The sequence below is a fragment of the Paenibacillus sp. MMO-177 genome (assembly GCF_037147795.1).
In the GTDB taxonomy this organism is placed as follows: Bacteria; Bacillota; Bacilli; order Paenibacillales; family Paenibacillaceae; genus Pristimantibacillus.
This window is the reverse complement of record NZ_JBBCUR010000012.1, coordinates 1-26,254: the sequence shown is the minus strand read 5'-3', so window position 1 is coordinate 26,254 and position 26,254 is coordinate 1. Positions and strand designations below refer to the sequence as shown.

Here is a 26,254-nt window from a genome sequence, read left to right as displayed (position 1 = left end):
AAAATTGTTCGGAGGGGTTACAGGAATGATTATGATTCTGACCATCCTTATCGTGGCTATTTACTTAACTTTGCTGAACTTTAATCGGCTTAAAAAGCTGGCCAAAGGGTTGAGATGGCTCTTGTATGCTTTAATGCTTTTCCTTCTATGCGACGGCATTTATTCCTCTGTGAGGCATTTCAGTCCGAATAACGTAATGGACAGTCTCATTCCCAGCCTCTGTATGACTTTGCTGATTGAGGGGGCGCGATATGTCCTTAGAAAGTGGCGTGCCAATGATAAGAACTGAACCGTTTTTTTTAAAAAAAGGAGATAATGGATCATGCTAAACGTAACAATAACCGACAGTGATTTTATTGGGGGCAGTCCGGCCTATCTGGATACCGTTTCCCGTTATGCCGCAAGGGGAGTTGTATTCAACAACCAGGGACAGGTTGCGATGATGTATATGGCCGAGCTTGATCTCTACAAGCTGCCCGGCGGAGGAATGGAGGAAGGGGAGTAGTCCGAGGAGGCTTTCGTACGGGAAATCAAAGAGGAGACCGGCTGCGATGCGGAAGTGATCCGTAAGCTTGGTTTTGTGGAGGAGCACAAGAACCGGAACGGGTTTCTGCAGTATTCGCATTGTTATCTGGCAAAAGCGCGGCATGGTGCGGGGACGGCTGCTCTCACCGAAGCCGAAGAACAGCTCGGAATGTCCGTTCGATGGCTGTCTGCCGCACAAGCGCTGGATATTATGGAAGAAGCAGTGACTGACGGCGAGGATAATCATTCCAATTTGTTTATGTTGATGCGTGACCGGATTATCCTGAAAGAGGCTGCGAAATTTATGGAAGGAGAAGGTCTTTTATAGGCCTTTTTTCCAATATATACTTTATTGAAAATGCCTATGAAGATTATTGTTTTTATATATTATTCAAATAGGCTTCTTGGTTATATGATGGATTAAATATTAAAAAGGGGAGAGGGATTAAAGATGAACAAGTCCATCTATGACTTTCAGGTAAATGAGATAAATGGGGAGCCTATTCATCTGTCTGCTTTTTACGGCAGGGTTCTTCTAATCGTGAATACAGCAAGCCAATGCGGCTACTCCAAGCAGTTCGAAGGCCTGCAGCATTTGTACGAAAAATATTGGATGCACGGCTTCGAAATACTGGGTTTCCCGTGCAATCAGTTTAACGGCAAAGAGCCCGGCAGCCATTCGGAAATAGAAGAGCATTGCCGTCGCAATGTCGGTGTAACCTTCTCGTTGTTCGAAAAGGTAGAGCTCCGCGGTGAATCCGTTCATCCGCTCTTTCAATATTTGACGGAGCAGGCGCCTTTCCGGGGCTTTGATCCGAACAATTCCGATGAGCTGTGGATGAAGGACTTTCTTCGGCAGAATCATCCGGACCTGTATGAGGGCGACGGCGTAAAGTGGAACTTCTCCAAGTTCCTCGTTAACCGGGAAGGGCAAGTAATCGCCCGATTCGAGCCAACAACGCAGCCAAGCGATCTGGAACTGGCGATCGAGGAGGCATTATCCTCGGAACAATAGGTCTTATTATTGCGAAAATAGTAATGAAGCAGGATAAACATGCGTCCCGGAGAAGTTTCTTCTAACAAAAATTAAGAGGGAGGCATTCGCATTGAGTAAGCTTGTGAAGGTAGCTATGGCGGTTACGGCTGTTTTTGCCCTGCTTATGCAACCGGTCTCGGCTTCGGACAAAACAACCAAGTTCAAAGTTACGCTTGTCAGCGTAGAGCTGGTTGAGAATAACCATGTCGGTAACGAGTGGTTGACTAAGGCTTACGTGAACGGCAAGGAAGTACAGGAAAACAAAAGCATTACCTTAAACTTGAAATCGACGGACAGCATTAAGCTGAAGGCGTATGCCGAAGAGCAGGATAAAATTCCCGATAGCAACTCAGCCAATGATACGGTAAAGGTATCGTCCATCACAAAAACCGTCAATAAAGCGTTGAAGGTCGTTGTGACGGAGAACCGCGGCAGGTATTCGGGGAACACGGCCGAGTGGAAGTTTACCTATAAAATTGAAAAGTAGTCAAAAGGCCGATGCTCCCCAAGAAGCTTCGGCTTTCATTTTTTGGCTTCTGGCTTGTTCCCAATTCGACTTGAACTCCTTATCCGTCATATCCTTCCCTTCGGTTGCCTTGATATAGACGAACTGCCATTTGCCGCTGCCGGCAACCATGCCCCAATCAATCTCGCCCTGATAGTGGGACACATCAATCCCCCGTACCTTGTATTTAGACGCAAACAGGTTGTTATGCCAAATGATGCCCTTGTACTCTAATACACCCGCGATCATGAGGAGCAGCAGGATACACGCGGTGCTTTTCTGCCATCTTTTTAGCTTCATAGCCACCCATCCTTTATTCCTGTCTCCTTGGCTGGTCCAGCGCTTTCCAGATACATAGACGACAGCTTGTCCTTATTTGTTTCCGCAAAAATTAACTTGCTCCGCATAGGTACCCGGTATATGATAAAAGTAAATATCTGGTATGTGCGACTGGCGTAAACGTGGAGAACCACGAGGGAGCACATATGTCATCAGCCGTACGCCTGGGCAGAGTATCGTTTCTCGTGAAGAGAGGCGATGCTCTTTTTATTTAGGATGAGGGGATGAAGCAAATGAAGCGGAGAAGAAATGTTGCCATTCTGATTTACGACAACGTTGAAGTGCTGGATTTTACGGGACCGTTCGAAGTTTTTATTACGGGCAGCAATCGCGGCCAAGATTTCCATGTGTTCACCGTGGCGGAACATAACAGTCCCGTTACGGCTCTAGGCAATCTGAGCGTCAATCCGGCCTATACCATTCATGATTGTCCCAAGCCCGATATCGTACTTATCCCAGGCGGCCTGGGCTCCCGTCAGGAAATGCACAACAAGGCGTTGACCGATTGGATCAGGAAATGCGCTGACGAGTCGGAGCTGTTGCTATCCGTCTGTACGGGCGCGCTGCTCCTCGCAAAGGCGGGAGTGCTGGAAGGGCTGAAGCTGACGACGAATCGTCTTGCAACCGACGAGCTGAGGCAGGTTGCGCCAGCATCCGCTGAAATCTCCGAGACAGCCAGGTATGTAGATAACGGGAAGATTATTATGTCCGCGGGTATTTCGGCCGGCATAGACATGTCCCTCTACGTCATCAGGCGGCTTCATGGCGAAGAGAGAGCGCTTCATACCGCAAAATTGATGGAATACGATTGGGTGCAAAGAGAGCATTCCTGATCAAATATTTGTGCCGTTTTCCTGATAGCATAGCCGTAACGATGAGCGAGGGAGCTGGATCAATCTTACGAATGGAACATTACACCCGAATCCAATATGCGATTACGTTTATAGAAGAACAGCTGCAGGAAGCGCTTAGCCTGGAGGCCATAGCCGCCCGGGCGGGATTTTCGCTGTACCATTTTCAAAGGCTATTCCATGCCATCACGGGCTTTACGGTACAGGAATACATTCGGAAGAGAAGGTTAAGCAGGGCTGCCGAGGAGCTGCGGGTTAACAGCCATACGGTGCTGGATATCTCCGTGTCTTACCAATACGGCTCGCAGGAGGCGTTTACCCGTGCTTTCGCCGGTTATTTCGGCATGGCGCCGGCCCAATATAGGAAGCAACAGCCGCCATTAGCCTTGCAGCTCCCCATTGATCTCGTCGCATTAACGGCTAATATCCGAGGAGGATTAACGATGTACAAACCGGACATCATGGAACGGCCAGCGACCCGCATCATTGGTTATAACTATCCGACCAATTTGAACAACGAGCGGTATTTCGAGGAGATCCCGGGTTTCTATGCGCATTTTGGCAGTCATGAATACTATATGCGTATCCCTAACAAAGCGCGGCCGGCTTTTGCTTATGGTATCCCCCATAGTTACAGGGAGGATGGTGCCTTTTCGTTCCTTATTGGCGAGGAGGTCACCTCATTTGCGGAGGTGGAGGACGGCTTCGCCTGTCTGGAGCTTCCCGGCGGCAAGTATGCGGCTTTCCGCAACGGCAGTATGCCCGAGCTTGGACAAAACGCATGGAAATACATCTATGGAACCTGGCTGCCTAACAGCAATTACGAGCGTGGAGAGGGACCGGACTTTGAAGTGACGGATGTTCTGAATTCCACGCCGGAGAAAATCAGCATGACCATCTATATCCCGATTCGCTAAGCCGGCTTCCGGGCGGTTGTTCGAAGGCGGTAAGAAACGAATAAGAGCATGCCGGAAATTCCGGCATGTTTTTTTATGAGCATATCTAAAAAATTCCATAAACTATATTGACAGTCGATATATCGAGACTTAATATATAAGAAAAAGATGTATCGACAGACGATATAGTTCAAGTGATGGGAAGGATGAATGATGTGAAAGAGATGCTGCCGCTAACCGAGGCGTTTTATTATATCCTGATTGTTCTTTATACGGAGCCATCGCATGGATACGGCATTATGCAGGATACCGAGAAAAGGAGCGGCGGACGCGTTAAGCTTGGTGCCGGCACTTTATACACGGCGCTTAATACCCTGCTGGGCAAAGGGCTGATTGAGCAATATCCCGTTCCGGAGGGAGCGGACTCGCGCCGCAAAATGTATGCCATTACGGAGAACGGCAAGCAGGTAGTCGAAGCGGAGATCGCAAGGCTGGAAGAGCTTCTGAACGTAGGGCGGCAAGCCCTGATTACGAAGAAAGGGTGAGACGGATGGACGACAAGCTGATTAAGCGGCGCCGGCTGACGATGAGCTGGAACTTTGAGAAGGAAGAGCAGTGGCTTAACGATATGTCCCGTGACGGATTGCATTTCAAAAAGGCGAGTACGGCAAGCAGCTTCTTCGCAAAGGATGAATCGGTCCGGTATACGTACAGACTGGATTACCAGACGGGGCAAACGCTTGGAAGCAGCAAGTTTCAGGAGTATATTGATTTGTATAAGGACGCAGGCTGGGAGTATGTCAGCTCTTACGGCTCGCTCTGGCATTATTTTCGCCGGGAATGGCAGCCTGGGGAGGAGCCACGGCTTTATACGGACCGCGACTCGCTTATTATGCTGTACAAAAGATTGCAAGGGGTTATGGCCGTTATGATGCTCGTTAACCTCGTCATTATGCTTGTTAATATCGTTAATTTAAGTAACCTCTTTAGCGAAAGGTTATGGACGTTAGGCGTGCCGTTGATGGTCCTTTATTTATTCCTGTTCGCCGTATTGGGCTATGGCTGCTGGAGGATGCAGAAGAAAGTAAACGGACTTAAACTTTAAGGTGAAGAGCAGGAAGGAGCAGATCCGGATGAGAAAAAATCAATTAGGCGGTTCGGAATTATACGTAGGGGAGATTGGCCTTGGCTGCATGTCGCTGGGCACGGATGAGGAGAAGGCCGTTTCCCTTATTCATGAAGCTCTGGAGCGGGGAGTAACTCTGCTGGATACAGCCGATCTTTATGACAATGGCCGAAACGAAGAGCTTGTCGGCAAAGCCATCCGGGGACGCCGTGGGCAGGTGGTGCTGGCGACAAAGGTCGGCAACCGGAGAATAGCCGGGCAGGAGGGCTGGGCGTGGGATCCGTCGAAAGCCTATATTTTATCCGCGGTGAAGGACAGCCTAAGGCGGCTGGGCACGGATTACATCGATTTGTACCAGCTGCACGGCGGGACGATCGAGGATCCGATTGACGAGACAATCGAAGCGTTCGAACAATTGAAGCGGGAGGGCGTGATCCGGGAATACGGGATTTCGTCCATTCGTCCAAATGTCATTCGGGAGTATGTTTCTCGTTCTTCCATCGTAAGCGTAATGAATCAATATAGCATTGTGGATCGTCGCGCAGAGGAAACGGTGCTTCCGCTATTGGAGGAAAAGGGTCTTAGCCTGATCGCGCGCGGGCCTGTTGCGAGCGGCGCGCTTGCGGCAAACCGCCAGCCGGCCAAAGGCGTGCTGGACTATGAGCTGGATGAGCTCCTTGAGCTTCGCGGTCAACTGGAGCAGCTGGCGTCTGACGGACGGAGTCTCTCGCAGCTTGCGATCCGTTATTCTCTTAGCCATCCTGCTGTAGCCGTGGCGATTCCGGGAGCAAGCTCCCATGAGCAGCTTATGCAAAATATCTCTGCCGCGGAAATTTCGCCATTGACGGAGGAAGAAGTACGACTCATCCGCCGCTTAAGCAAAGCGAGCGTGTACAAGGTTCACCGGTAAGCCCTATCCCAAAGTCCGGAGGTTGTTAGGCGCAATGGAAAATGCGAACAAGTACAGGTTGAATGACAGGGAGATCGGAACGATCGTGCGGGAGGCTTTTGGACAGTCCTTCCGCTCCGCAAGCGAGCTTACGGATGGCTGGGCCAACATGGCCTATTCCATTAGGCTGGAGGATGGCCGGAAGGTCGTTCTGAAAATTGCGCCTTCCTCAGATAAGCCGGTTATGCGTTACGAGAAAAACATCATGCGGACGGAAGTAGAAGCCATGCGCCTCGTCGCGAATACGCCAGGACTGCCGGTACCTCGCGTCTATGCTTACGATTCCAGCTGCTCGCTCATTGGAGCGGAGTATTTCTTCATGGATTTCGTGGAAGGCACGGCCATGAATAAAATCAGGGACTCTCTCTCGCGGGAAGAGCGGGAGAACATCGCACGCGAGCTTGGCGGCTACAGCCGGTCCATTAATGCGTATAAGAACAGCTTCTTTGGGTCGCTTCAACCGGAGGGCCGAAGGAAGGATAACTGGTCGGAAGCGTTTGAGGGCATGATGGCGGATGTGCTGGCCGATGGCAAGGATGCAAGCGTTGAGCTGCCGGTGTCCTATGCGGAGATTGAGAAGGAACTAAGCCGTTCGAGAGGACTGCTGGCGGATGTGAAGGAAGCTTCGCTGGTCCACTGGGATTTGTGGGACGGCAACATATTTGTTCAAGAAGGAAGCATCTCCGGACTGATCGACTTCGAGCGTGCTTTCTGGGGCGACCCGCTAAGCGAGTTTTATTTCGGCCGCTTCGCGAAGGAATCGTCCAAGGCCTTCTACGAGGGCTATGGCATTAGCGGCTTGACCGAAAGCGAGCAAAGAAGGCGGGTACTATACAACTTCTATCTCGACCTTATTCTCGTTATCGAATGCACCTACCGCAAATACGAGAATCAGGACCATATCAAGTGGACGTACGAGAATCTTAAAGAAGGCTATAAGCAGCTTCAGTCTTTGTAAAAAAGCAAAGCTGATGATGAGCCGCCCCGTTTGGGGCGGTTTTTTTGTGCGAGGGCAATGGGAAAGTACCCTCAAGATGGCTTAACGATGCGCGGCATCGCTAAGGAGGGAAAATTATGCTCTGTGGACGTGCTTAGCGATGTGCGACATCGTTAAGATACGACTAACTTGCGTTAGCAACAAGAAAACTTTGAAATCTACTTCATTTTATCTGTAAAATATGGATAAACAATCGTTTGGTAGAATCATGTTCGTTCAATCCCGATAGGAGGTCCTAGATGCGCATCCGCCAACTCCAACAAAACGATCAAGATCGAGTTATTCCTATTTTAAAAGAGTATCCCCTGCAATTTCCGCCTTTTGTTATTGCTAGATATCCCGTAAGGTGGGCCGAATATTTAGCCTCTTCTCCTTCCAATAGCAGAAGCGATTATTTTGTGGCGGAGGATAACGGGGCCGTAATCGGGCACTCGGGTTATATTTTTAATGACGAGGTTGGTCTTTACGAGATTGTTGGCGTTGTTGTTAAAGAGAGTGCGGCACGGAAAGGTATTGGCCGGGCACTGCTAAGCGAAATCTGCGATAGACTGAGAGAACTCGGAGAGAAGCAGGTGATTTTGTATACGCTTGGCCATCCGGGAAATCGGGGGACGATCGTTTTTTACAGCAGCATCGGATTTGACTTGGTTAAGGAGGAGAAAGACTTTTTTGCCGAAGGGTATGACCGAGTTACTTTTACAAAGATATTCATTTAGGAGGCCACCGACCATGGAGCATCTATATAACAATTACCGGTTTAGCGATGATAAGTCCCTGCTTGATTTGGATAAGATTCAGGCCTTTCTGGCGAAAAGTTATTGGGCGAACCAGCGGACAAGGGAAACGATTGAAAAGTCGATTCAGAACTCTACGTGCTACGGTATTTATTGCGAAGGCAGGCAGGTAGGCTTTGCCCGGGTCATAACGGATTGGGCTACCGTCTATTATTTGGCCGATGTTTATATCGATGAAGAGCATCGGGGGCATGGCTTAGGCAAGGAGCTTGTGGGGTGGATCGTGCAGCAATACGAAGGACTGTCGGGACTGCTGGGTACGCTGGATGCCCATGGATTATATGAGCAGTTCGGCTTCAAGCGTAATGCGGAGCGGTTTATGGTCAGGAGGCCGGGGTCTTAGCCATTCATTTATTTGTAAAAAAGAACGCTCTACTGGAAAGAGCGTTCTTTTCTTTATATTTACTTCTTATCCGAGCTCAGATCCAGCCAAGCCATCTCTTCGCGGGTCAGCTTAATGCGCGAGCCTTCGTCGCAGGAGCGGAGCTCCTCGAGCGATTGGGCGCCGATGAGGGCGCAGGTCGGGAATGCTTGGTTAAGCACGTAAGCGAGCGCGATCTGGATTTGCGTGACGTTCTTTTGCTCGGCGAGCTGCTTCGCGCGCTCGTAGCGCTCCCAGTTGTCGTCGCTGTAGAAGACGCGGACCAGATCGGCATTGCTGCGATCCTCCGGCGTGAAGCGGCCCGTGAAGAAGCCGCGAGCCTGGGAAGACCAGGAGAACAGCGGAAGCTGGTTGGCTTCATGCCAGGCAAGGGTCTCGTCGTCGACGGATACGCAGCCGGACCAGAACGGCTCGTTGGCTTTCGCAAGGCTGAGGTTAGGGCTGCTGAACGAGAAGCCGACAAGGCCTTTTGCCGCTGCGTAATCATTCGCCTCTTGAATGCGCTGCCAAGTCCAGTTGGATACGCCGATCGTTTGAACCGCGCCCGATTTGATGTGCTCGTTCAGAATCTCAATCACTTCGCCTGCAGGGACATTGGGATCATCGCGGTGCAGACCGTACATGTCGATCGTATCGACTTGGAGGCGCTCAAGGCTGGTCATCAGGTCGCTGCGGATCGCTTCGCGGCTGACGCGCGGTCCGTTATGGTCATGATGGGCGCCTTTGGTCAGGATTACCCATTGGTCGCGGTTGCCGCGTTCCTTCAGGTAACGGCCGATCACTTCCTCGCTCTGACCGCCGCAATAAATATGAGCGGAGTCAAAACAGTTGCCGCCAATGGCGAAGTATGCGTCCATGTTGGCAGCGGCTTTTTCATAAGAGTCGTGGTAGAAATAGTCCGTGCCTTTCATCAAGCGGGATACCGGTTTGTCCAATCCTTGTACCTTTAAAAATTCCATATGAAGCAGCCTCCTCAGAGATTATTATTTCAATTTGACTCGCGCATGCTCGCGGGCAGATAACAGGCAAGCATCAATAACCTTCATGTTGCGGATGGCATCGGATGTCGGGAATTCCAAGGGAGTGCCGTTTGTAATGGAACGGGCAATGGAATCCGCTTGCGCCGTATACGAATTGACGTACGGTACCTCAATCTGGCGGCGCTCACCGTTTGCAGTCAGGTAGATTTGGCTGCTTTCCGCCGTTGGCGTAACAAATGCGGACGGAACTTCGATAATACCGTCTGTTCCGAGAATCTCCAGCGGATTGCGGAATGCCGCCCACATGCCGCAGTCGAAGGTAAGCGATACGTTGCCTTCAAATTCAATCAGGCCGGAGGCCATCATATCGACATCGTCATGCTCCGGCGAGAAGAGGGCGTTAACCGTAACCGCTTCCGGTTCTTTATCGAGCAGCAGACGCGCCACGTTAATCGGGTAACAGCCTACGTCATAGATGGAGCCGCCTCCCCAAGCCTTGCGGAACCGGACATTCTTGGAATCGTTTGGGTTGTTGAACGTAAACGCGCTTCGGATCCCGCGAATCTGGCCGATTGCACCGGAAGCGATGAGCTCTTTAATCTGTTGATAACGAGGATGATAACGGTACATAAACGCTTCGGACAGAAGAACGCCTGCTTTGTCGGCTGCTTCGGCCATCTCTGCCGCTTCGTGCGCGTTCAGCGCGAGAGGCTTCTCGCACAAAATATGCTTGCCTGCTTCCGCTGCGCGGATAGCCCACTCCTTATGGAGATGGTTCGGCAGCGGGATATAAATAACGTCAATCGAGCTGTCGGCTAGAAGCGCCTCGTAGCTGTCATAGGCAGTAGGAATATTCAGCTCTTCGGCGGTTTGTCTGGCCTTGTCTCCGTCGCGGCTCGCGATCGCGGCCACTTCGTTCGAATCGGATAAATGAAGGCCTGGAATTACCGCGTTTTTTGCAATATTAGCGCATCCCAGAATGCCCCATCTAAGCTTTTTGCTCATGCTTCACCCTCGCTTCGTTAGAATGATTTATGACTATATTGCGATTATAGGAGAAGATAATTAAAATTAAAATGATATTATTTTGTATACCTTTAGAACAATATTGTCATAAAGAGGTGCCTGATATGAAACGCCAAAGCCATCTGCTTACGCTTCCGAATATGCCGTATTTTTGCATGCCTGAATCGGTTGGCCATTATCGGTTTGACCACGAGCATAGCGTTTACCGGGAGGCGGGCGCCTTGAACAATTTCAACATCCATTACTGTGTTTCCGGCAAGGGCTTTGCGGAGATTGACGGCGTTGTTCATGAGCTTCGGGCAGGAGAAGCCGTGCTGTATTTTCCGCTGCAGAAGCAGCGCTATTACAGCAGCCAAGATGAGCCGTGGGACGTGCGATGGATTCATTTCTACGGTGGTACGGGCCTGCGGGATTATCTGATCGAGCAGGGTTTTCATAAAAGTCCGCTATGGAAGCTTCGGCAGCCCCAGATTTGGGAGCAGGCGCATGAAGAGCTGTTATGCGAAGCGGAGACTCACCGGATGCTGCGGCCAGCCCAGCTGTCTATGCTAACCTATATGCTGCTCACGGTGTTTGTCGAGCATGCGGCAGCACTGCAGGGGAACAAGACGGGGACTTCGAGCGAGCGCATTATGGAGCTGCTTCCGCTAATGCAGCAGGAGGCGGTGAAGCCTTTTATCCTGGAGGAGTGGGCAGACCGGGTAGGAGTAACGCCGTATTACTTCTGCAAACTGTTCCGTAGTGCCATGCGCATGACGCCAATGGACTTTGTTACCCGCTGCCGCCTGCAGGCGGCGAAGCAGTGGCTTCTCGAGCGAAAGGACGATAACATCGGGCAGATTGCGGAGGAGGCGGGTTATCCAAGCGTGAGCTACTTCAACAAACGGTTTATGGAGCATGAAGGGATGACGCCAACGGCATACCGGAGATTGTACGGGGTATAAAAACGCCGGTGGCCTTAAGCAGGCCACCGGCGTTTTTTCACCACTATGGAATTTATAAGTTGGATTTTTCATTTGCCTTTCGGCATTTTGCTCTCATCCATGTACAGCAGATTCCAACGGTGGCCGTCCAGATCGGCAAAGCCCGCGCCGTACATCCAGCCGTCCGATTCGCTAGGCTTGCCGAAGACGGTGCCGCCGGCCAACTCTACCTTTCGAATAAGCTCGTCCACTTCTTCTCTGCTATTCGCCCCAAGGGAGAACAATACTTCCGCCGTTTGGGAGGTATCCGCTATTCTCGCGCCTGCAAATTTTTCAAGCGCCGCGTCAGGGAACAGCAATATCGTTGTTTGGCCGATGCTAAGCTTTGCTCTTTCGTTGCCTACGTTGTTTGCTTGGAATCCAATCTCATTAAAAAAGGCAGTCGACTTCTCAACATCCTTAACCGGCAGGTTAATCCAAATCTCCTGTGGCATGGCTTTAGCCTCCTGGAATATATTTTTCAACTAGTCCTACTATACTCTAATTTTGGGGGCAGAAGCGAATCTAGGGCGGGAGCTACATTGGATTTCATACAGCGTAATGAGACATTTTTGCCCGGTCACTTGTGCTAGATTGGATTGGATACAGCATAATACGTTTACTTGGACGAAAGCGGCTTATTCTGATCCTTTATACTGGATTGAATCCATTGTAGCTCCTGGCCTCTCTCCTTTTACCGTAATTTCACTGGAAGAAATCCAACGTACTGCGGGAAGAAACAAGGACTGCTCCATACACCATCATAATAATGGCGGATTTAAAGCCTATTTGCTTGTCTGTTCCAGCATGGGTTGAGCTAATGCGCCGATCTGGCCAAGGATGGATTTTGCGTCAGGAAATCAAAACTTCTTAAGAGGTATGACATTTTATGTCATACCTCTTGTTTTATAATGGGCACATCACAACGAAACGAGGTCATGAACAATGGCAAAAACAAAACGAGGACGCGTATTGTGGAACCTTCCATCCCGAGGCAGAGGGACTTGTCCCGTATGCGGCAGATCAAGAATTAAGCTTTTGTATACGCAGACGACATCGGAAGGGAAAACGCTGAAAGTGTGCAAACGGTGCATAAATGCCGCGCAAGAGAGAGTAGACGCAGCAGTCTTGTAGAAAAATGGATTGCAGTCCGTCTCTAGAAAATGATGTAATAAATAGAAATGAGAAAGGGAGGCTGTGCAAGGATGAGCAATATGCATCGCATTGGATGGTTCGATCAACAAGTACGTGCGGGACATTATCCGAATAGCAGCCTTCTAGCTAAACAATTCGAGATTTCGAAGAGACAAGCGGCCAGGGATATTGAATACATGGAAATGTCCCTTCGCGCTCCGCTCAAATATGTGGCGAAGTACCGGGGCTATTGCTACGAAGATGAGGCGTTTGTTCTGCCGCATCTGTATTTGTCGGAAGAAGAGCAGAAGATACTGAAATATCTTGCGCTTCGATACCGGCACTATAATTACGACAACGCCGAGTCCGTAAAGCGCGTGGCGGATTTGCTAGGCAGATTCGAAGCTTCCGATCATTTGGACGGAATCAGGCTTCCTATATTTGATGCCAATCCGAGGACTATACAAGCGATGGAGCTGCTTTCCCAGGCTATAGCGGGCAAAAAATCCGTTCACCTGCTCTACAAGGATGAAGAAGGCGAACGTCAATTGCTTGTCGTCCCAGTTCGCTTCGTCTCCCGTTATCATGCGGATTATGTTGCCGTGTATACCGGGGTGGATGAACGTCAGGTTCTTCTTAGACTGGATGGGATTCTGCAGATTTCCATTGCGGATGCGGCATCCGAGTGCGAGCCCAAGAGGTGTGAATTCGTCTGCTTGGAACAGGGCAGCAAGCCAGCCCGCGCTCCGTATATGGCGAAGATTAGACTGAGCTCCCCTTTGAGCGGCAATAGCTGGAGGGGGTTTACCATACAAGCGCAAGAAGAGCTTATTTATACCATTGCTTTTTATGATACGGACAGCTTTCTTCAGCATTTGCTTGTTGCCGAATGGGAGGAACTGATTGCTCCGAGGTGGCTTAAACACAAGCTGCAAAACAAGTGCGAGCAGATCTCGCAGCGATTAGGCACAACGACGGAATTCCGTTAGGGGGAGGACTATGCCAAGCGTACAGCTGAAGCTCGACATGAAACGGGAATCCAAATCCTATATTGACAGTCTCTATGCCGTTCTAACGGCAGCCGGTTTGTTTGAAGGCCCCAAATACCGGCTTTCGGGACTTACCGGAATGGCTTTCAAATTTACGGTCCATGAAAGACTGCTGCCTTTGTCCGTATCGGCATACGGGCAATGGATCAACGAGCATAAGCCGGGTATGGACAACCTTGGTATTTATACGGTCTTTGATTGCGGACGGACGAGACATCCGACCTTCCGCCATTACCAGCAGGATGCCATTGAGTGGGTGAAGGATAGTCTTGATAAAGGGGCAGGGGTTATTTATTGGATTCCGGAGTTTGGGGTTATTGACGGCTATGATGACGAGGACCGGGTGTTTTTCGTAAAAGATGGCTGGTCGGATGAACCGCATGTTGTCTTGTATGACAATTTGGGTCTTAATTTTACGGAGTTCTGGTATTGTCAGGCGGTTGGCGGGAAGGTGGATATCGCAAGAGAGCTGATGATCCTTGAATCGCTGCGGCTAGCCATTTATGACTGGGACACTCCCTATAAAACACTGCCCAACACAGATATCGCATCCGGCAAGCTAGCTTATGACTTCTTGATCCAGGCTCTTCGGCAGGGAGACTATGATGAAGGCGGTGCCGTCTATATCCTTGATTCCTATTGCTATTCAAGGGAGGAGATTCTCTCTTATTTGCAAGAAGCGCGAGGACTTTGGCCTGAAATAGATGAAGCTATACGGCTCTATAAGCAGCTAAATGAGCTGCTCCCGCTGATTCGAAACGCCATTATCCCTAACGGTGACTCCAGACATGTAGACCGCTGTCAGTTGGATGCCTTAATCGGGCATATAGCGGAGGCAAAGCAGCTGGAGGATCAAGCGGTTCGCGAATTCCGCCAAATATCGGACCGTTGCCCGGATCCGCGGAGGTCCATCATCCCTAGATGGGGAATTCATACCCCCAAATGATTAGCGTGAAGAGAGGTGAGCGGCGGTGGTTATCCTTGCAGACTTGAAGATGACAGTGGAGTCGGAATCGTATATTGATGCTATGTTTGCCGTTCTTCATCATAAAGGATGGATAAATGGCTCAAAAGCGATGCTGGCGGGCATGACATCTTCGGCTTTCCGTTTTACCGTAAATCGGCGTTTAACAGAGGAGTCTTCGACAGCTTACAATTGGGTAGCCGAGAATTTTCTCGCGGCGGACTTCCTAGGGATCGGCTCTTCGCAAAATGCTGGCTTTAGCTTTGATGCCACATTACCGCTCTATAGGGAAGAGGCTGTATGCCAGATTAAAAAGTCGATAGACAATGGAATAGGCGCCGTTATTTGGCGGAATCAATTTGTTGTGGCCGTTGGTTATGATGATGCACAGCATTCCCTTATTCTCTCGAACGGAAGCGATGAATTGGAATATTTGCCGTATAACTCCTTCGGCAGTCCTATCTCGCCTTATTGGTATTACCAGATCTTCGGGAACAGGATTGCGCTAGACCATATGGAAATATGCCGGGAATCGCTAATGCAGGCGGTATACCGCTGGGAAACCCATGATCCGCTCCTGCCCGGGACGGAGTATGCCTGCGGCCGAGCTGCGTATGCGGCAATAACGGCAGCTTTGCAAAGCGGAAACTATGACCGTAAGGGATGGTGGACTACGCTGCGAAGCTACGCGGCTGCTAAGAGGGATATCCGATGCTATTTCTCCGTGTTGGAAACTTATTGGCCCTCGCTTCGAGCCGCATCGGTTCAGTACGATTGCGTGGCGGAGGCTTTCGAGGAAATGGAGCGCTTAGCGTTTAATGACAGCCTGACGGAACCGATGATCTCCGAGCTTCGGAACGCCGCTCAAGCCGAGGAGAAGGCCATTGAAGAAATAAAGGCGTTTATGCGGGAAACCCTCGATATCCGAAAAGGCGATATTGCCTTGAGGTAAGACATTATAAAGACTTAAGCAGGTGAACCATTTACTTGCTTAAGTCTTTTTTGTTTGTTTTTTTATAAAAACGAGTTAACGAAGTGAAAAGATTTAAAGAGCTTCCGCTTGTATGATTTGTCTATCAGCTCATTCATTTCACAAATCGAGAGGGGATAGACAGAAATGAAAAAGATGTTATCGATCTTGATGTTAACCGCATTAATCGTTGTGCTTGCCGCCTGCGGCGCGAACGGAAGCAGTAACAAAGGCGCCAACAGCAGCAACAACGGCGGCGAAAAGGCAGCGAACAACGCGTCGGGCGCAAACAGCACGGAAAGCACAGACGCAGGTGCATCCACAGAGAAAGGCAAAATCGGCATTTCCATGCCGACCAAATCGTCGGAGCGCTGGGTAGGCGACGGCGCCAACATGAAGAAGGAATTCGAAGCGCTTGGTTATACGGTAGACCTTCAATATGCCGAGGATGTAATCGAGAACCAGGTTTCCCAAATCGAGAACATGATTACGAAGGGCGTTAAGGTGCTTGTTATTGCCGCAATCGACGGCGAGTCCCTGACGGACGTGCTGCAAAAAGCGGCGGACCAGAACATTCAAGTGATCGCTTACGACCGTCTGATCAAAAACACCGAGCATGTCAGCTACTACGCAACCTTCGATAACTTCAAAGTAGGCGTGCTGCAAGCCTCCTACCTCGAAGATAAGCTTGGCCTGAAGGACGGCAAAGGGCCGTTTAACATCGAGCTGTTCGCCGGTTCCCCGGACGATAACAATGCGTACTTCTTCTTCGACGGCGCGATGTCGGTTCTCCAGCCTTACATCGACAGCGGCAAGCTGGTCGTGAAGAGCGGCCAGACGAAAATGGAACAGGTCGCCACTCTCCGCTGGGATGGGGCAACCGCGCAATCCCGGATGGATAACCTGCTGAGCGCGAATTACGCAACCGACACGGTCAACGCTGTATTGTCGCCATATGACGGTATCAGTATCGGCATTATCTCTTCCCTGAAAGGGGTAGGCTACGGCACGGCGGATAAGCCGATGCCAATCATTACGGGCCAGGACGCCGAGGTTGCTTCGGTGAAATCCATCATTGCCGGCGAGCAAACGTCCACGATCTTCAAGGATACCCGTGAGCTTGCGAAGGTAGCGGTTAGCATGGCTCAAGCGGTAATCGAAGGCAAAGAAGCGCAAGTGAACGACACGAAAACTTACAACAACGGCGTGAAGGTGGTTCCTTCCTTCCTGCTGGAGCCGGTATCTGTAGACAGCACCAACTACAAGCAAGTGCTGGTTGATTCGGGCTACTACACCGAAGACGAATTGAAATAATCGTATTTGAAGCATTGCGGCAGCCAAATGATTTAGCGACGGCCTCAAAGCCGTCGCTAGATCATTTTCCATTACTTGAAGGCGTGGTGATAGCTTTGACGGATATCCTGCTCGAAATGCGGGGAATCACCAAAACCTTTCCGGGCGTAAAGGCGCTGGAGAACGTTAATTTAAAGGTAAAAGAAGGCGAAATACACGCGCTTATGGGAGAGAACGGCGCGGGCAAATCGACGCTGATGAAGGTACTCTCCGGCGTATATCCGTTTGGATCCTATGAGGGCGACATTTTATTCAAGGGCAAAGCCTGCGAATTTAAAGATATCGGAAGCAGCGAGCGGCTTGGCATCGTTATCATTCACCAGGAGCTTGCGCTAATTCCGCAGCTGTCCGTGGCTGAAAATATTTTCCTCGGCAACGAGCAGGCAAGCCGCGGCATTATTAACTGGAACGAGACGGTTGTGAAGACCCGGGAGCTGCTCAAGACCGTAGGCCTGTCCGAATCCCCGAACACGCTTGCAGGGACGATGGGGGTAGGCAAGCAGCAGCTGGTGGAGATTGCGAAAGCTTTATCGAAGGAAGTAAAGCTGCTTATCCTGGACGAACCAACCGCGGCGCTAAACGAAGAGGACAGCGAGAATCTGCTGAATCTGATGCTGGCGTTCAAGGAACAGGGTCTGACGTCCATTATCATCTCCCACAAGCTGAACGAAATTATGAAGGTGGCCGATTCGATTACGATTCTGCGCGACGGCCAGACGATCGAGACGCTGCGGGTGAGAGAGGATCAAATTACCGAGGACCGGATTATTAAAGGGATGGTTGGACGCGATTTGACGCATCGTTATCCGGAGCGGGAGCCGCATATCGGAGAAATCTTGTTTGAGGTTAGAGACTGGAACGTCTATCATCCGCAGCAATCCGACCGAAAAATGATCGACGAGGTCAGCTTCCATATTAACCGCGGCGAGATTGTTGGCATTGCCGGGCTGATGGGGGCTGGACGAACGGAGCTTGCGATGAGTATTTTCGGCCAATCCTACGGAAAAAAAATCAGCGGCCAGCTGTTCAAGGACGGCCGGGAAATCCGGCTGCCCGACATCAGCAAAGCGATTGACGAGGGCATTGCCTACGTAACCGAGGACCGCAAGGAATACGGACTTGTCCTGATGGACGATATCAAACGCAATACGACGCTTGCCAACCTGCAAGGCATTTCCAAATGGTTTGTGGTGGACGATTACAAAGAGATCACCGAGGCGGAAGGCTTCCGCAAGAAGCTGAACATCAAGACGCCAAGCGTTCATCAGAAAACCGGCAACCTGAGCGGAGGAAACCAGCAGAAGGTCGTGTTAAGCAAGTGGATTTTTACCGGTCCGGATCTCCTTATCCTGGATGAACCAACCCGGGGCATTGACGTAGGGGCGAAATACGAGATTTACACCATTATCAATCAGCTGGCGGAACAAGGGAAAGGCATTCTGATGATCTCTTCGGAGCTGCCGGAGCTGCTTGGGATGTGCGACCGGATCTATGTCATGAACGAAGGACGTTTTACCGGGGAAGTGCCAAGAGCCGAAGCCAGCCAGGAAACGCTTATGAAGTATATGACGAAAAGCAGGAGGTAGGACAGCATGGAAACCGCTCTGAAGTTAATCCGCAGCAATATCCGGCAGTACGGCATGTTTATTGCCCTGATCTTAATCATGCTGCTCTTTCAGTTTCTATCCGACGGCATTCTGCTGAAGCCGCTTAATATTACGAACCTAATTTTGCAGAACAGCTATATTCTTATTCTGGCCATTGGCATGCTGCTCGTTATTATCACCGGCCATATCGATCTTTCCGTCGGCTCGGTTGCGGCCTTTGTTGGCGCGGTATCGGCTATCATGATGGTCAAACACGGAATGTCCTTCCCGGTAGCGATGGTGCTGTCGCTTGTGTTCGGCGCTATCGTAGGGGCTTGGCAGGGCTTCTGGGTTGCTTACGTCCGGATTCCGTCCTTCATCGTCACGCTGGCGGGAATGCTGTTGTTCCGAGGCCTCACGATGCTAGTGCTGGACGGCAAGTCGGTTGCTCCGTTCCCGCAGGGCTTTCGCTCCATAAGCACGGGTTTCCTGCCCGACATTCCTGGCGGCTGGGACATTCATCTGCTCACGGTGTTGATCGGAATCGTGCTGTCGGTGCTGTACATCTTTATGGAGTGGCGCGGGCGTCTGGTTCAGAAGAGATACAACCTTGAGCTGCTGCCGATTCCATTCTTCCTTATCAAGCTGGCGGCTATCGTGATTATTACAAACCTTTTCACGTACGTGCTTGCTTCCTACAAAGGTCTCCCGAACATTCTCATCATGCTGTTTATTCTGATTGCCTTGTACACCTTCGTGATGCGCAAAACGGTTATGGGCCGTCATATCTATGCGCTCGGAGGCAATGAGAAGGCGGCAAGACTGTCCGGGGTGAAGACGAAAAAGATGACCTTCTGGGTCTTCGTTAATATGGGCGTGCTTGCCGCCCTTGCGGGACTGGTGTTTGCGGCAAGGCTAAACGCGGCTACTCCTAAGGCGGGTGTGAACTTCGAGCTCGATGCCATCGCGGCGGTCTTTATCGGCGGGGCTTCGGCAACGGGCGGAGTGGGTACGGTAATCGGGGCCATCGTTGGCGGACTCGTTATGGGCGTCATGAATAACGGGATGTCGCTGGTTGGTCTCGGCATTGATTATCAGCAGGGCATCAAGGGTCTGGTGCTGCTGCTCGCGGTTGCTTTCGACCTCTATAACAAAAACAAATCTGCTTAATAACAGAGCCGTCTCTTGGCGCGTCTAAACACTTCTTGTGTCTAGGCGCGCTTAACTGCTATGTTAATGAAAGCGGTTTTTTGCATATTAGGGGGGGGGATCCGGGTGAAGAAGCTGTTGCTCGTCTATATCGTGCTGATTGGGACTCTGATGGCTTATTTGTATATGGTATTCGTCAAGGAAGACAACAGCGGACTGCTGGATGAGCCCGAGGGGCTGCACGGTACGCTGGACGAGAAGTATGTGATGGTGAATTTTTTGGCCGGTATCGACTATTGGAAAAACGGGCTAAAAGGCTTCGAGGACGCGGCGGAAGCGCTTGGCGTATCGGTGGAATACCGGGGCTCCACGCAATACGACGTGCAGGAAGAAATGATGGTGCTCGAGCAGGTTATCGCGCGGAGTCCCGCCGGAATAGCCGTAAGCGCCATCGATTCCGAGGCTTTGAACCCCGCGATTAATAAAGCGGTGGAAGCGGGCATTCCCGTTGTCATGTTCGACGCGGATGCGCCAAACAGCAAAGCGTATTCCTACATCGGCACCAATAACTATAACGCCGGGGTTACGGCAGCCCGGAAAATGGCCGAGCTGACGGGCGGAGCCGGCAAGGTTGGCGTCATTACGCTGCCTAATCAATTAAACCATCAGGAGAGAACAAGGGGCTTTGAGGAGACGCTGGAGAAGGAATTTCCCGATCTTCGGCTGGTTGGGATTGCCGACGGCAAAGGCGATCAGATGATATCGGAGCAGAAGGTTCGCGATCTGCTGAGCAAGTTCCCTGATCTGAGCGGCATTTTCGTAACGGAAGCAAACGGAGGGGTTGGCGCGGGAAATGCCATTCTGCGGTTAAACAAGCTGGATCAGGTAAAGATCATCAGCTTTGACACCGATAAAGGAACGCTTGATATGGTCAAGAGCGGTACGATCTCGGCGACTTTGGCGCAGGGGACATGGAATATGGGGTATTGGTCGCTTATGCAGCTGTTCCATCTCCGCAACCATATCGTAAACCCGATGTCGGATAACGGGGATTCCAGCATTCCGCCGCTGCCGACGAACATCGATACGGGCATTACGGTAGTGACCCCGGATGACGTAGACCAGTTTTATGCCAAGTAACGGGTAAAGGGGAGCGCTAGCCATGGTATTCAAACAGCTCCGGAAGAGCTTCCAGCTGAACAACTGGTCTATCCGATACAAGCTTATTCTTCATTTTTTGCTGATCAGTATTTTGCCTTCCCTTGTTATTGGATTATTAATGGGGTGGATCGTTAACGGCATTGTCGAGAAGCAGGTCAACGGCCATACGATGCAGCTTATCGATAACGTGAACAAATCGCTGGATTATTACGCGGGCAATATTCAGAATATCTCCTATTTTATATCGATGAATCCGGAAATTCAGGCTTTCCTGAGCGAAGGGAAGAAGGCTATCGACGATGACCACGAGGAATATCGCATGTCCAAATTTCTGCAGGGCTTTACTTCGCTCTACTCGGAGGTTGCGGGAATTATCGTTGTTCGGCCGAGCGGCGATTATTTCAGCAACGAGATGTATGCCCGGACAAGCGACAGTCTGGCGAAGGAGAGCTGGTATCAGGAAGCGGTTCAGGCCAAAGGGATCTTCAAAATTATCGGCCATCCGGCCAACCGGAACGTGACGACTCATTCCAATTACAAGGACAGCGAGGTCGTCTCGGTTGTCCGCGCCATTCAGGATCCGGATACGCAGAAGACGTTAGGAGTTGTCCTTATTGATCTTAAGCTCAGGGTAATCGCAGAAACGGTACGCGATGTGCGGCTTGGAAAATCAGGTTATTTGATGGTTATCGACGATAAGGGCGAGAGCATTTACGCGCCCAAAAACTCCAAGGTCGGAAGTCTGGGCTTGGCCCTGCCCGGCCAGCAGTTATCCGGCATGTTCGCTCAAACGGTAGGAGGCCAGAAGCTGCAGTTTATTTATCAGAAATCCTCTTTCACCAATTGGACGACTGTTGGGGTCTTTGCCGTTCAGGACAGCGTGCAGGAGATCAAGGACATTAACCTCTACCTCGTTACCTTCGTGTTTATCGTGTGCATGCTTGGCATTGCCGCATCGTATTACCTGTCCCATTCGATCTCCCGGCCGATCTCGCAGTTGGCCTCCTTCATGCGCAAGGTCGAGGAGGGCAATATGAGCATCCGCATTCCGGAGGAGCGGGAGGATGAGATCGGTCTGCTTGGCCGCAGCTTTAACAAAATGCTGTCGCAGATGACCCGGCTGATCTCGCAGGTATGGGCGGAGCAGCGGCTCAAGCGGGAGGCGGAGCTTCGCAGCCTGCAGGCCCATATTCAGCCGCATTTTCTATACAACACGCTGGATACGATCCAGTGGCTGGCCCGCAAGGACGGCGCGAAGGAAGCGACGGAGATGGTGGAGGCCTTGTCCAAGCTGTTCCGGATCGGGCTGAGTAAAGGCCAAGAGATGATAACGCTCACCGATGAGATCGAGCATATCCGGAGCTATTTGAAAATCCAGCAAACCCGCTATAAAGATAAGCTGAACTATAACATCGAAGTAGACGGAAGCTGCGACGACCTGTTCGTGCTGAAGCTTATTCTTCAGCCGCTTGTCGAGAATGCGATCTATCACGGCATTAAGGAACGCCGCGGGCCGGGGATGATTGCGATCCGCGCCATTATTAGCGAAGAGATATTGGAGCTGGTTATTCAAGATGACGGAGCGGGAATGACCGAAGTAAGACTCGAAGCGCTGCGCGCCGTGCTTCAGGCCGTGCCTTCGGTTCATGAAGCGAATGCGGCGCAGAGGGCAGCCGCAGTGGCAGCGGCGTCGGACCGGCCGCAGGGACAAGCGGCCAGCTACGGACTCCGAAACGTGCAGGAGCGGATCCGGTTAAGCTTTGGCGAGGCCTATGGCATTACGATTGAGAGCAAGGAGAAAGTTGGGACAACGGTAATCATTAAGCATCCTATCATTCATCGGAAGGGGCAGGGTACGCATGATACGCACATGGAAGGTATTAATCGCGGATGACGAATCCATTATCCGGGAAGGGATCCGCAGCTCTATACCATGGGAGGACCTGCGGCTGGAGGTCGTTGGGGAGGCCGAAGACGGGGAGGAAGCGCTTGAGCTCGCCGTGGAAAAGCAGGTAAATATTCTGCTCGTCGATCTGAGCATGCCTATTATGAACGGCCTCACCTTGATCAGCCACCTTCGGGAGCAGCTTCCCAAATGCAAGATTGTCATTATTACCGGTCATGATGAATTTAATTATGCTTATGAAGCGATCAAGCTGGAGGTCGACGATTATATTCTAAAGCCGGTGAATCCCGATATGCTCGGAGAGGTGCTGGCGAGAGTTGTTCAGAAGCTGGAGGAGACGACCGTTAACGAAGAGCTTCTGCAGATGGCTTCCAAGCAGATCGATAAAAATTTCGCGCTGCTCAGGGAAAGATTTTGCCTCGAATGGATCAAGGGGGAGCTCGGAGAAGCGGAGATTCGCGAGCAGCTTTCGTTCCTCCGGATGCCGGCTGAGGAGCCGGACTATGTAGGCGTCATCCGATGGCCGGAGCAGTCAAAGGGCAAAGCGTTTTTCTCCGAGAAGGACCGCCAGCTTCTGTTGTTTGCTATCGAGAATATTATGGAAGAGCATCTGGAGCCGTTTACTTCCGTTCACTTCCGGGATAAAGTAGGATTAATTGTTGTTCTGATCTGGGGCAAGCCGCTGGAGACGGTTTTCAGGCAGATTGAAGCGGATGTGGCGGGTTATTTGAAGATCGAGATTGTGGCCAGCTACCAGCACAGCTCATCCGGGGACGTACCCTCGCTTTATGCGGAGGCACGGGCTTCCGTTAACCGGGAAACGAAGCTTAGTCCCTTCGTCCGGCGGACGAAGGAGATTATTGCGGGCCGCTACGAAGACCGAAACTTGTCGCTTGAGGGGATTGCCGGTGAGCTGAACGTGTCGGCCGTGTATCTGAGCCGTATTTTCAAGCAGGAGATGGGGACTTCGTTTATAAGCATGCTGACAGCCACCCGGATGAAGGAGGCGATTCGGCTGCTGAACGAGACGGATCTGGCCATACATGAAATCGCCGAGAAGACTAGTTATGAATCGCAGCATTATTTCAGCACGGCATTTAAGAAAACAACGGGCCTGCCCCCGAACCAGTATCGGAAACAGAATTAGCTGGCTTTTTTTGGAAAAGGAGGTTTCTTGCATGGAATTGACCTATTTAAAAACCTTCTGCGAAGTCGCGAAGCACGGGAGCTTCACCCGCGCGGCGGAAATTCTGGGTTATGCCCAGTCCAGCATTACGACGCAAATCCAGCGGCTGGAGGAGTCGTACGGAGCCGTGCTCGTTGAAAGGTTCGGCCGAAGCATGAGGCTGACCATAGCCGGAGAGGCGCTGCTTCCTTACGCGAAGGAAGTGATCAGACTCCACGAAGAGTCGAAGGAAGTCGTATCGAAGCAATCTAAAGGAACGCTATCCATCGGGACGATTGAGACGTTGGCTGCCTATTATTTGCCGCCGTATTTGCAGGCTTACCGCCAGCAGTACCCGGATATCAGCATCATGCTGCAGCCGGGGAATGAGCCTTTTATTATAGAAGCCGTCAAAGAGGGGACGATGGATGTAGGCATTATCCTGGATCCGCCGTTCTCGGACCCGGAGCTCCATACGGTGGTTCTAAGGGAAGAGGAGCTGGTTATTATCGCGAATCCCGAGCATCGGTTTTCAGGTTTGAATGAGGTTCGGGCGGAGGATTTATCGGGCGAACCACTCATCCTAACCGAGGATGGCTGCACGTACAGGGCCATGCTGCTCAAAGTGCTGCGGGACGGCGAGATTGACAGCAAGCCTTCTTATGAGTTCGGGAATATGGAGGCCATCAAGCAATGCGTGGTATACGGTCTTGGCGTAGCCTTGCTGCCGCGTATTGCGGTTGCCGATGAAATTCGGAAGCAGCAGCTGATCGCATTGCCTTTTAACCACCCGGCCTGCAGGTTCTATACCCAGCTGATTTATTCGAAGAAGAAATGGCAGTCCAAAGCTTTTCTTGGCTTCGTGGATTTAATCGGCGGGGGCAATCATCAGAATCATTGAAGTATGCCATCGAAAACCATCGATAACTCCGTTGTCAGGGGTCATGCTATATTGAATTCAACAAGCCAAGGCAATTGGCAAATCCCCTAACTGGAGGTACTCCCTATGACAAACCAACCATTCTCGCTTGTCCTTGAAACCCCTGCCGCATCGCCGGAAGCTACGCACCGCTATTATATGAACAAGCTGTCCGTTGAAACGGACGTAGCGGACGTGTACTACGATATGCAGCATGGCCTCAATGACTTTCTGCTGATTGACGTACGCAGCCCAAAAGCGTATGCCGAGTGTCACATTCCGGGAGCGATTAACCTGCCTTCGAGAGAGATGACGGCGGAAACCACCGCAGCGTTTTCGAAAGAGCAGCTCATCGTGGTTTACTGCTGGAGCCCGGCATGCAACGGCGGCACCAAAGGCGCGGCGCGTTTGTCCGGCCTAGGCTTCAAAGTAAAAGAGATGATTGGCGGCATCGAGTACTGGCGCAAAGAAGGCAACCCGGTAGAGGGCACGCATGCGGAGACCGCACCGATGGTGGGGTAGTTAAGGAGTGATAGACCAGATTCCCCGGAGAGGGAATCTGGTCTTTTTGCGGTAGTTACGCCGCTCAACCTGCTTCACCTTGGCACCCTCTCGCTAACGAGCGATATTCGACACCGCGCACCTGAGCGTCTCTGCTAACGTGTGCCATCTTACATCGTGCATCCGCGTTCGTTTCCGCTGGACGTACCATTCGATCCCGTCATCCCCGCTAGCGAGCGCCGTACGATTCCGCTCATTCCCGCTAATGTTCGCCGTCTGATTCCGCTGGTTCCGAGCTAATGTTCACCGTCTCACCGCTCATTCCCACTAATATCACTGTCTGATTTCACTCATTTCCGTATGTTCACCGTCTCACCCCGCTGTTCCGCTAATTTCGCCTCTGATTCACTCATTTCCAACTAATTGCCGCAGTCTCTCCCCGCACACTCTCCGCTAACGAAACTACGTATGCTTATTTGGCCTAAAACAACACAATTCCTAATCTAACGAAACGTGGTAACGCTATTTGGCCGATTTTGAGCAAAAAGAGGCACTTATAGAGGGAATAACGATATATAGTTTCGTTAGAGTTCCCAAAAGCGCCATTTGGCTGGAATAGCGTGTTACAGTTTCGTTAGAGTTACGATAGGACAGCGGATCCCGAGAGTGCCGACACCGCGTTCCCCGCACACTCTCCGCTAACGAAACTACGTATGCTTATTTGGCCCAAAACAACACAATTCCTAATCTAACGAAACGTGGTAACGCTATTTGGCCGATTTTGAGCAAAAAGAGGCACTTATAGAGGAAATAACGATATGTAGTTTCGTTAGAGTTCCCAAAACCGCCATTTTGCTGGAATAGCGTGTTACAGTTTCGTTAGAGTTACGATAGGACAGCGGATCCCGAGAGTGCCGGCACCGCGTTCCCCGCACACTCTCCGCTAACGAAACTACGTATGCTTATTTGGCCCAAAACAACACAATTCCTAATCTAACGAAACGTGGTAACGCTATTTGGCCGATTTTG

General features: G+C 51.0%; 29 protein-coding genes, 1 pseudogene and 1 riboswitch. Of the genes and pseudogenes, 26 read left to right on the top strand and 4 right to left on the bottom strand.

Annotated elements, in window-relative coordinates; translation table 11 throughout:
* Window positions 1-322: 322 nt before the first annotated feature.
* From WFK81_RS26325 to WFK81_RS26310, 4 genes and pseudogenes are all read left to right on the top strand, one after another.
* Entirely contained in the window at window positions 323-505 is a 183-nt protein-coding gene (locus WFK81_RS26325; RefSeq protein ID WP_336789842.1) for an NUDIX hydrolase, read from the top strand.
* A gap of 15 nt (window positions 506-520) precedes the next feature.
* Window positions 521-853, top strand: a pseudogene (locus tag WFK81_RS26320) (NUDIX hydrolase); the annotation flags it as partial.
* A gap of 123 nt (window positions 854-976) precedes the next feature.
* Entirely contained in the window at window positions 977-1,540 is a 564-nt protein-coding gene (locus WFK81_RS26315; RefSeq protein WP_336789841.1) for a glutathione peroxidase, read from the top strand.
* A 91-nt stretch (window positions 1,541-1,631) separates the two neighbouring features.
* Window positions 1,632-2,048 (top strand): hypothetical protein, encoded by a 417-nt coding sequence (locus tag WFK81_RS26310; protein WP_336789839.1) that lies wholly within the window; start codon window positions 1,632-1,634, stop codon window positions 2,046-2,048.
* Here WFK81_RS26310 and WFK81_RS26305 read toward each other — a convergent pair whose 3' ends face one another.
* Window positions 2,049-2,366 (bottom strand): GH25 family lysozyme, encoded by a 318-nt coding sequence (locus WFK81_RS26305; protein WP_336789837.1) that lies wholly within the window; start codon window positions 2,364-2,366, stop codon window positions 2,049-2,051.
* Window positions 2,367-2,502: 136 nt separating this feature from the next.
* Window positions 2,503-2,582, top strand: a riboswitch (ZMP/ZTP riboswitch).
* Between the two features lie 56 nt (window positions 2,583-2,638).
* Between WFK81_RS26305 and WFK81_RS26300 the strand changes: the two genes are divergently transcribed.
* The 8 genes from WFK81_RS26300 (at window position 2,639) to WFK81_RS26265 (ending at window position 8,361) form a co-directional block, all read left to right on the top strand.
* Window positions 2,639-3,238: a DJ-1/PfpI family protein gene (locus tag WFK81_RS26300; protein WP_336789835.1), complete on the top strand. Its 600-nt coding sequence runs from the start codon at window positions 2,639-2,641 to the stop codon at window positions 3,236-3,238.
* Window positions 3,239-3,309: 71 nt separating this feature from the next.
* The gene (locus WFK81_RS26295; protein WP_336789833.1) at window positions 3,310-4,173 is read left to right on the top strand and encodes an AraC family transcriptional regulator; all 864 of its coding nucleotides are present in this window, start codon (window positions 3,310-3,312) and stop codon (window positions 4,171-4,173) included.
* 185 nt (window positions 4,174-4,358) lie between these two features.
* Complete coding sequence (locus WFK81_RS26290) at window positions 4,359-4,697, top strand: PadR family transcriptional regulator (protein WP_336790061.1); 339 nt, start codon at window positions 4,359-4,361, stop codon at window positions 4,695-4,697.
* Between the two features lie 5 nt (window positions 4,698-4,702).
* A complete protein-coding gene (locus tag WFK81_RS26285) occupies window positions 4,703-5,257 on the top strand; it encodes a DUF2812 domain-containing protein (RefSeq protein WP_336789831.1) in 555 nt (184 codons plus the stop codon).
* 28 nt (window positions 5,258-5,285) lie between these two features.
* Window positions 5,286-6,188 (top strand): aldo/keto reductase, encoded by a 903-nt coding sequence (locus WFK81_RS26280; RefSeq protein ID WP_336789829.1) that lies wholly within the window; start codon window positions 5,286-5,288, stop codon window positions 6,186-6,188.
* Window positions 6,189-6,222: 34 nt separating this feature from the next.
* Window positions 6,223-7,185 (top strand): phosphotransferase family protein, encoded by a 963-nt coding sequence (locus WFK81_RS26275; protein ID WP_336789827.1) that lies wholly within the window; start codon window positions 6,223-6,225, stop codon window positions 7,183-7,185.
* 278 nt (window positions 7,186-7,463) lie between these two features.
* Window positions 7,464-7,940: a GNAT family N-acetyltransferase gene (locus WFK81_RS26270; RefSeq protein WP_336789825.1), complete on the top strand. Its 477-nt coding sequence runs from the start codon at window positions 7,464-7,466 to the stop codon at window positions 7,938-7,940.
* Window positions 7,941-7,953: 13 nt separating this feature from the next.
* Window positions 7,954-8,361 carry a GNAT family N-acetyltransferase gene (locus tag WFK81_RS26265; RefSeq protein WP_336789823.1) on the top strand — a complete coding sequence of 136 codons (408 nt, stop codon included), beginning with the start codon at window positions 7,954-7,956 and terminating at the stop codon, window positions 8,359-8,361.
* 59 nt (window positions 8,362-8,420) lie between these two features.
* On the opposite strand, the gene WFK81_RS26260 is transcribed toward WFK81_RS26265, so the two are convergent.
* Window positions 8,421-9,359 (bottom strand): aldo/keto reductase, encoded by a 939-nt coding sequence (locus WFK81_RS26260; RefSeq protein WP_336789821.1) that lies wholly within the window; start codon window positions 9,357-9,359, stop codon window positions 8,421-8,423.
* 24 nt (window positions 9,360-9,383) lie between these two features.
* Window positions 9,384-10,385, bottom strand: a complete 1,002-nt coding sequence (locus WFK81_RS26255) for a Gfo/Idh/MocA family protein (protein WP_336789819.1) — start codon at window positions 10,383-10,385, stop codon at window positions 9,384-9,386.
* 125 nt (window positions 10,386-10,510) lie between these two features.
* Here WFK81_RS26255 and WFK81_RS26250 point away from each other — a divergent pair, with 125 nt between their 5' ends.
* Window positions 10,511-11,350, top strand: coding sequence for an AraC family transcriptional regulator (locus tag WFK81_RS26250; RefSeq protein ID WP_336789817.1), 840 nt, complete (start codon window positions 10,511-10,513; stop codon window positions 11,348-11,350).
* A 68-nt stretch (window positions 11,351-11,418) separates the two neighbouring features.
* Here the strand turns inward: WFK81_RS26250 and WFK81_RS26245 are convergent, their stop codons facing one another.
* The gene (locus tag WFK81_RS26245) at window positions 11,419-11,823 is read right to left on the bottom strand and encodes a VOC family protein (RefSeq protein ID WP_336789815.1); all 405 of its coding nucleotides are present in this window, start codon (window positions 11,821-11,823) and stop codon (window positions 11,419-11,421) included.
* Between the two features lie 490 nt (window positions 11,824-12,313).
* On the opposite strand from WFK81_RS26245, the gene WFK81_RS26240 reads away from it, so the two are divergent.
* The 13 genes from WFK81_RS26240 to WFK81_RS26180 all read left to right on the top strand — a co-directional run bounded on the left by WFK81_RS26240 (window position 12,314) and on the right by WFK81_RS26180 (window position 25,525).
* A complete protein-coding gene (locus tag WFK81_RS26240; protein WP_336789813.1) occupies window positions 12,314-12,502 on the top strand; it encodes a hypothetical protein in 189 nt (62 codons plus the stop codon).
* Between the two features lie 71 nt (window positions 12,503-12,573).
* Complete coding sequence (locus WFK81_RS26235) at window positions 12,574-13,491, top strand: helix-turn-helix transcriptional regulator (protein WP_336789811.1); 918 nt, start codon at window positions 12,574-12,576, stop codon at window positions 13,489-13,491.
* 10 nt (window positions 13,492-13,501) lie between these two features.
* Window positions 13,502-14,497, top strand: a complete 996-nt coding sequence (locus WFK81_RS26230; protein WP_336789809.1) for a hypothetical protein — start codon at window positions 13,502-13,504, stop codon at window positions 14,495-14,497.
* A gap of 43 nt (window positions 14,498-14,540) precedes the next feature.
* Complete coding sequence (locus WFK81_RS26225; protein ID WP_336789807.1) at window positions 14,541-15,467, top strand: hypothetical protein; 927 nt, start codon at window positions 14,541-14,543, stop codon at window positions 15,465-15,467.
* 165 nt (window positions 15,468-15,632) lie between these two features.
* On the top strand, window positions 15,633-16,799 hold the full coding sequence (gene chvE, locus WFK81_RS26220) for a multiple monosaccharide ABC transporter substrate-binding protein (protein WP_336789805.1): 1,167 nt from the start codon (window positions 15,633-15,635) through the stop codon (window positions 16,797-16,799).
* A gap of 95 nt (window positions 16,800-16,894) precedes the next feature.
* Complete coding sequence (mmsA, locus tag WFK81_RS26215; RefSeq protein WP_336790059.1) at window positions 16,895-18,424, top strand: multiple monosaccharide ABC transporter ATP-binding protein; 1,530 nt, start codon at window positions 16,895-16,897, stop codon at window positions 18,422-18,424.
* Between the two features lie 6 nt (window positions 18,425-18,430).
* A complete protein-coding gene (mmsB, locus tag WFK81_RS26210) occupies window positions 18,431-19,594 on the top strand; it encodes a multiple monosaccharide ABC transporter permease (RefSeq protein ID WP_336789803.1) in 1,164 nt (387 codons plus the stop codon).
* 105 nt (window positions 19,595-19,699) lie between these two features.
* Window positions 19,700-20,713 carry a substrate-binding domain-containing protein gene (locus tag WFK81_RS26205; protein WP_336789801.1) on the top strand — a complete coding sequence of 338 codons (1,014 nt, stop codon included), beginning with the start codon at window positions 19,700-19,702 and terminating at the stop codon, window positions 20,711-20,713.
* Window positions 20,714-20,735: 22 nt separating this feature from the next.
* Window positions 20,736-22,628 (top strand): cache domain-containing sensor histidine kinase, encoded by a 1,893-nt coding sequence (locus WFK81_RS26200; RefSeq protein ID WP_336789799.1) that lies wholly within the window; start codon window positions 20,736-20,738, stop codon window positions 22,626-22,628.
* On the top strand, window positions 22,594-23,787 hold the full coding sequence (locus WFK81_RS26195) for a response regulator (RefSeq protein ID WP_336789797.1): 1,194 nt from the start codon (window positions 22,594-22,596) through the stop codon (window positions 23,785-23,787). Before WFK81_RS26200 ends, WFK81_RS26195 begins: the two co-directional genes overlap by 35 nt.
* Before the next feature lie 31 nt (window positions 23,788-23,818).
* On the top strand, window positions 23,819-24,706 hold the full coding sequence (locus WFK81_RS26190) for a LysR family transcriptional regulator (RefSeq protein ID WP_336789795.1): 888 nt from the start codon (window positions 23,819-23,821) through the stop codon (window positions 24,704-24,706).
* Window positions 24,707-24,811: 105 nt separating this feature from the next.
* Entirely contained in the window at window positions 24,812-25,246 is a 435-nt protein-coding gene (locus WFK81_RS26185; RefSeq protein ID WP_336789793.1) for a rhodanese-like domain-containing protein, read from the top strand.
* Window positions 25,247-25,387: 141 nt separating this feature from the next.
* Entirely contained in the window at window positions 25,388-25,525 is a 138-nt protein-coding gene (locus tag WFK81_RS26180; protein ID WP_336789791.1) for a hypothetical protein, read from the top strand.
* Window positions 25,526-26,254: the final 729 nt, after the last annotated feature.

What these genes read in the sequence shown, in the direction of transcription:
- WFK81_RS26270 (WP_336789825.1), top strand. Translation starts at nt 7,464, where the DNA reads ATGCGCATCCGCCAACTCCAACAAAACGATCAAGATCGAGTTATTCCT.
- WFK81_RS26300 (WP_336789835.1), top strand. Translation starts at nt 2,639, where the DNA reads ATGAAGCGGAGAAGAAATGTTGCCATTCTGATTTACGACAACGTTGAA.
- WFK81_RS26255 (WP_336789819.1), bottom strand. Translation starts at nt 10,385, where the DNA reads ATGAGCAAAAAGCTTAGATGGGGCATTCTGGGATGCGCTAATATTGCA.
- WFK81_RS26185 (WP_336789793.1), top strand. Translation starts at nt 24,812, where the DNA reads ATGACAAACCAACCATTCTCGCTTGTCCTTGAAACCCCTGCCGCATCG.
- WFK81_RS26285 (WP_336789831.1), top strand. Translation starts at nt 4,703, where the DNA reads ATGGACGACAAGCTGATTAAGCGGCGCCGGCTGACGATGAGCTGGAAC.
- WFK81_RS26250 (WP_336789817.1), top strand. Translation starts at nt 10,511, where the DNA reads ATGAAACGCCAAAGCCATCTGCTTACGCTTCCGAATATGCCGTATTTT.
- WFK81_RS26295 (WP_336789833.1), top strand. Translation starts at nt 3,310, where the DNA reads ATGGAACATTACACCCGAATCCAATATGCGATTACGTTTATAGAAGAA.
- WFK81_RS26325 (WP_336789842.1), top strand. Translation starts at nt 323, where the DNA reads ATGCTAAACGTAACAATAACCGACAGTGATTTTATTGGGGGCAGTCCG.
- WFK81_RS26265 (WP_336789823.1), top strand. Translation starts at nt 7,954, where the DNA reads ATGGAGCATCTATATAACAATTACCGGTTTAGCGATGATAAGTCCCTG.
- WFK81_RS26315 (WP_336789841.1), top strand. Translation starts at nt 977, where the DNA reads ATGAACAAGTCCATCTATGACTTTCAGGTAAATGAGATAAATGGGGAG.
- WFK81_RS26305 (WP_336789837.1), bottom strand. Translation starts at nt 2,366, where the DNA reads ATGAAGCTAAAAAGATGGCAGAAAAGCACCGCGTGTATCCTGCTGCTC.
- WFK81_RS26230 (WP_336789809.1), top strand. Translation starts at nt 13,502, where the DNA reads ATGCCAAGCGTACAGCTGAAGCTCGACATGAAACGGGAATCCAAATCC.
- WFK81_RS26190 (WP_336789795.1), top strand. Translation starts at nt 23,819, where the DNA reads ATGGAATTGACCTATTTAAAAACCTTCTGCGAAGTCGCGAAGCACGGG.
- WFK81_RS26195 (WP_336789797.1), top strand. Translation starts at nt 22,594, where the DNA reads ATGATACGCACATGGAAGGTATTAATCGCGGATGACGAATCCATTATC.
- WFK81_RS26280 (WP_336789829.1), top strand. Translation starts at nt 5,286, where the DNA reads ATGAGAAAAAATCAATTAGGCGGTTCGGAATTATACGTAGGGGAGATT.
- WFK81_RS26275 (WP_336789827.1), top strand. Translation starts at nt 6,223, where the DNA reads ATGGAAAATGCGAACAAGTACAGGTTGAATGACAGGGAGATCGGAACG.
- WFK81_RS26245 (WP_336789815.1), bottom strand. Translation starts at nt 11,823, where the DNA reads ATGCCACAGGAGATTTGGATTAACCTGCCGGTTAAGGATGTTGAGAAG.
- WFK81_RS26260 (WP_336789821.1), bottom strand. Translation starts at nt 9,359, where the DNA reads ATGGAATTTTTAAAGGTACAAGGATTGGACAAACCGGTATCCCGCTTG.
- WFK81_RS26290 (WP_336790061.1), top strand. Translation starts at nt 4,359, where the DNA reads ATGAATGATGTGAAAGAGATGCTGCCGCTAACCGAGGCGTTTTATTAT.
- mmsB (WP_336789803.1), top strand. Translation starts at nt 18,431, where the DNA reads ATGGAAACCGCTCTGAAGTTAATCCGCAGCAATATCCGGCAGTACGGC.
- chvE (WP_336789805.1), top strand. Translation starts at nt 15,633, where the DNA reads ATGAAAAAGATGTTATCGATCTTGATGTTAACCGCATTAATCGTTGTG.
- WFK81_RS26200 (WP_336789799.1), top strand. Translation starts at nt 20,736, where the DNA reads ATGGTATTCAAACAGCTCCGGAAGAGCTTCCAGCTGAACAACTGGTCT.
- WFK81_RS26235 (WP_336789811.1), top strand. Translation starts at nt 12,574, where the DNA reads ATGAGCAATATGCATCGCATTGGATGGTTCGATCAACAAGTACGTGCG.
- WFK81_RS26240 (WP_336789813.1), top strand. Translation starts at nt 12,314, where the DNA reads ATGGCAAAAACAAAACGAGGACGCGTATTGTGGAACCTTCCATCCCGA.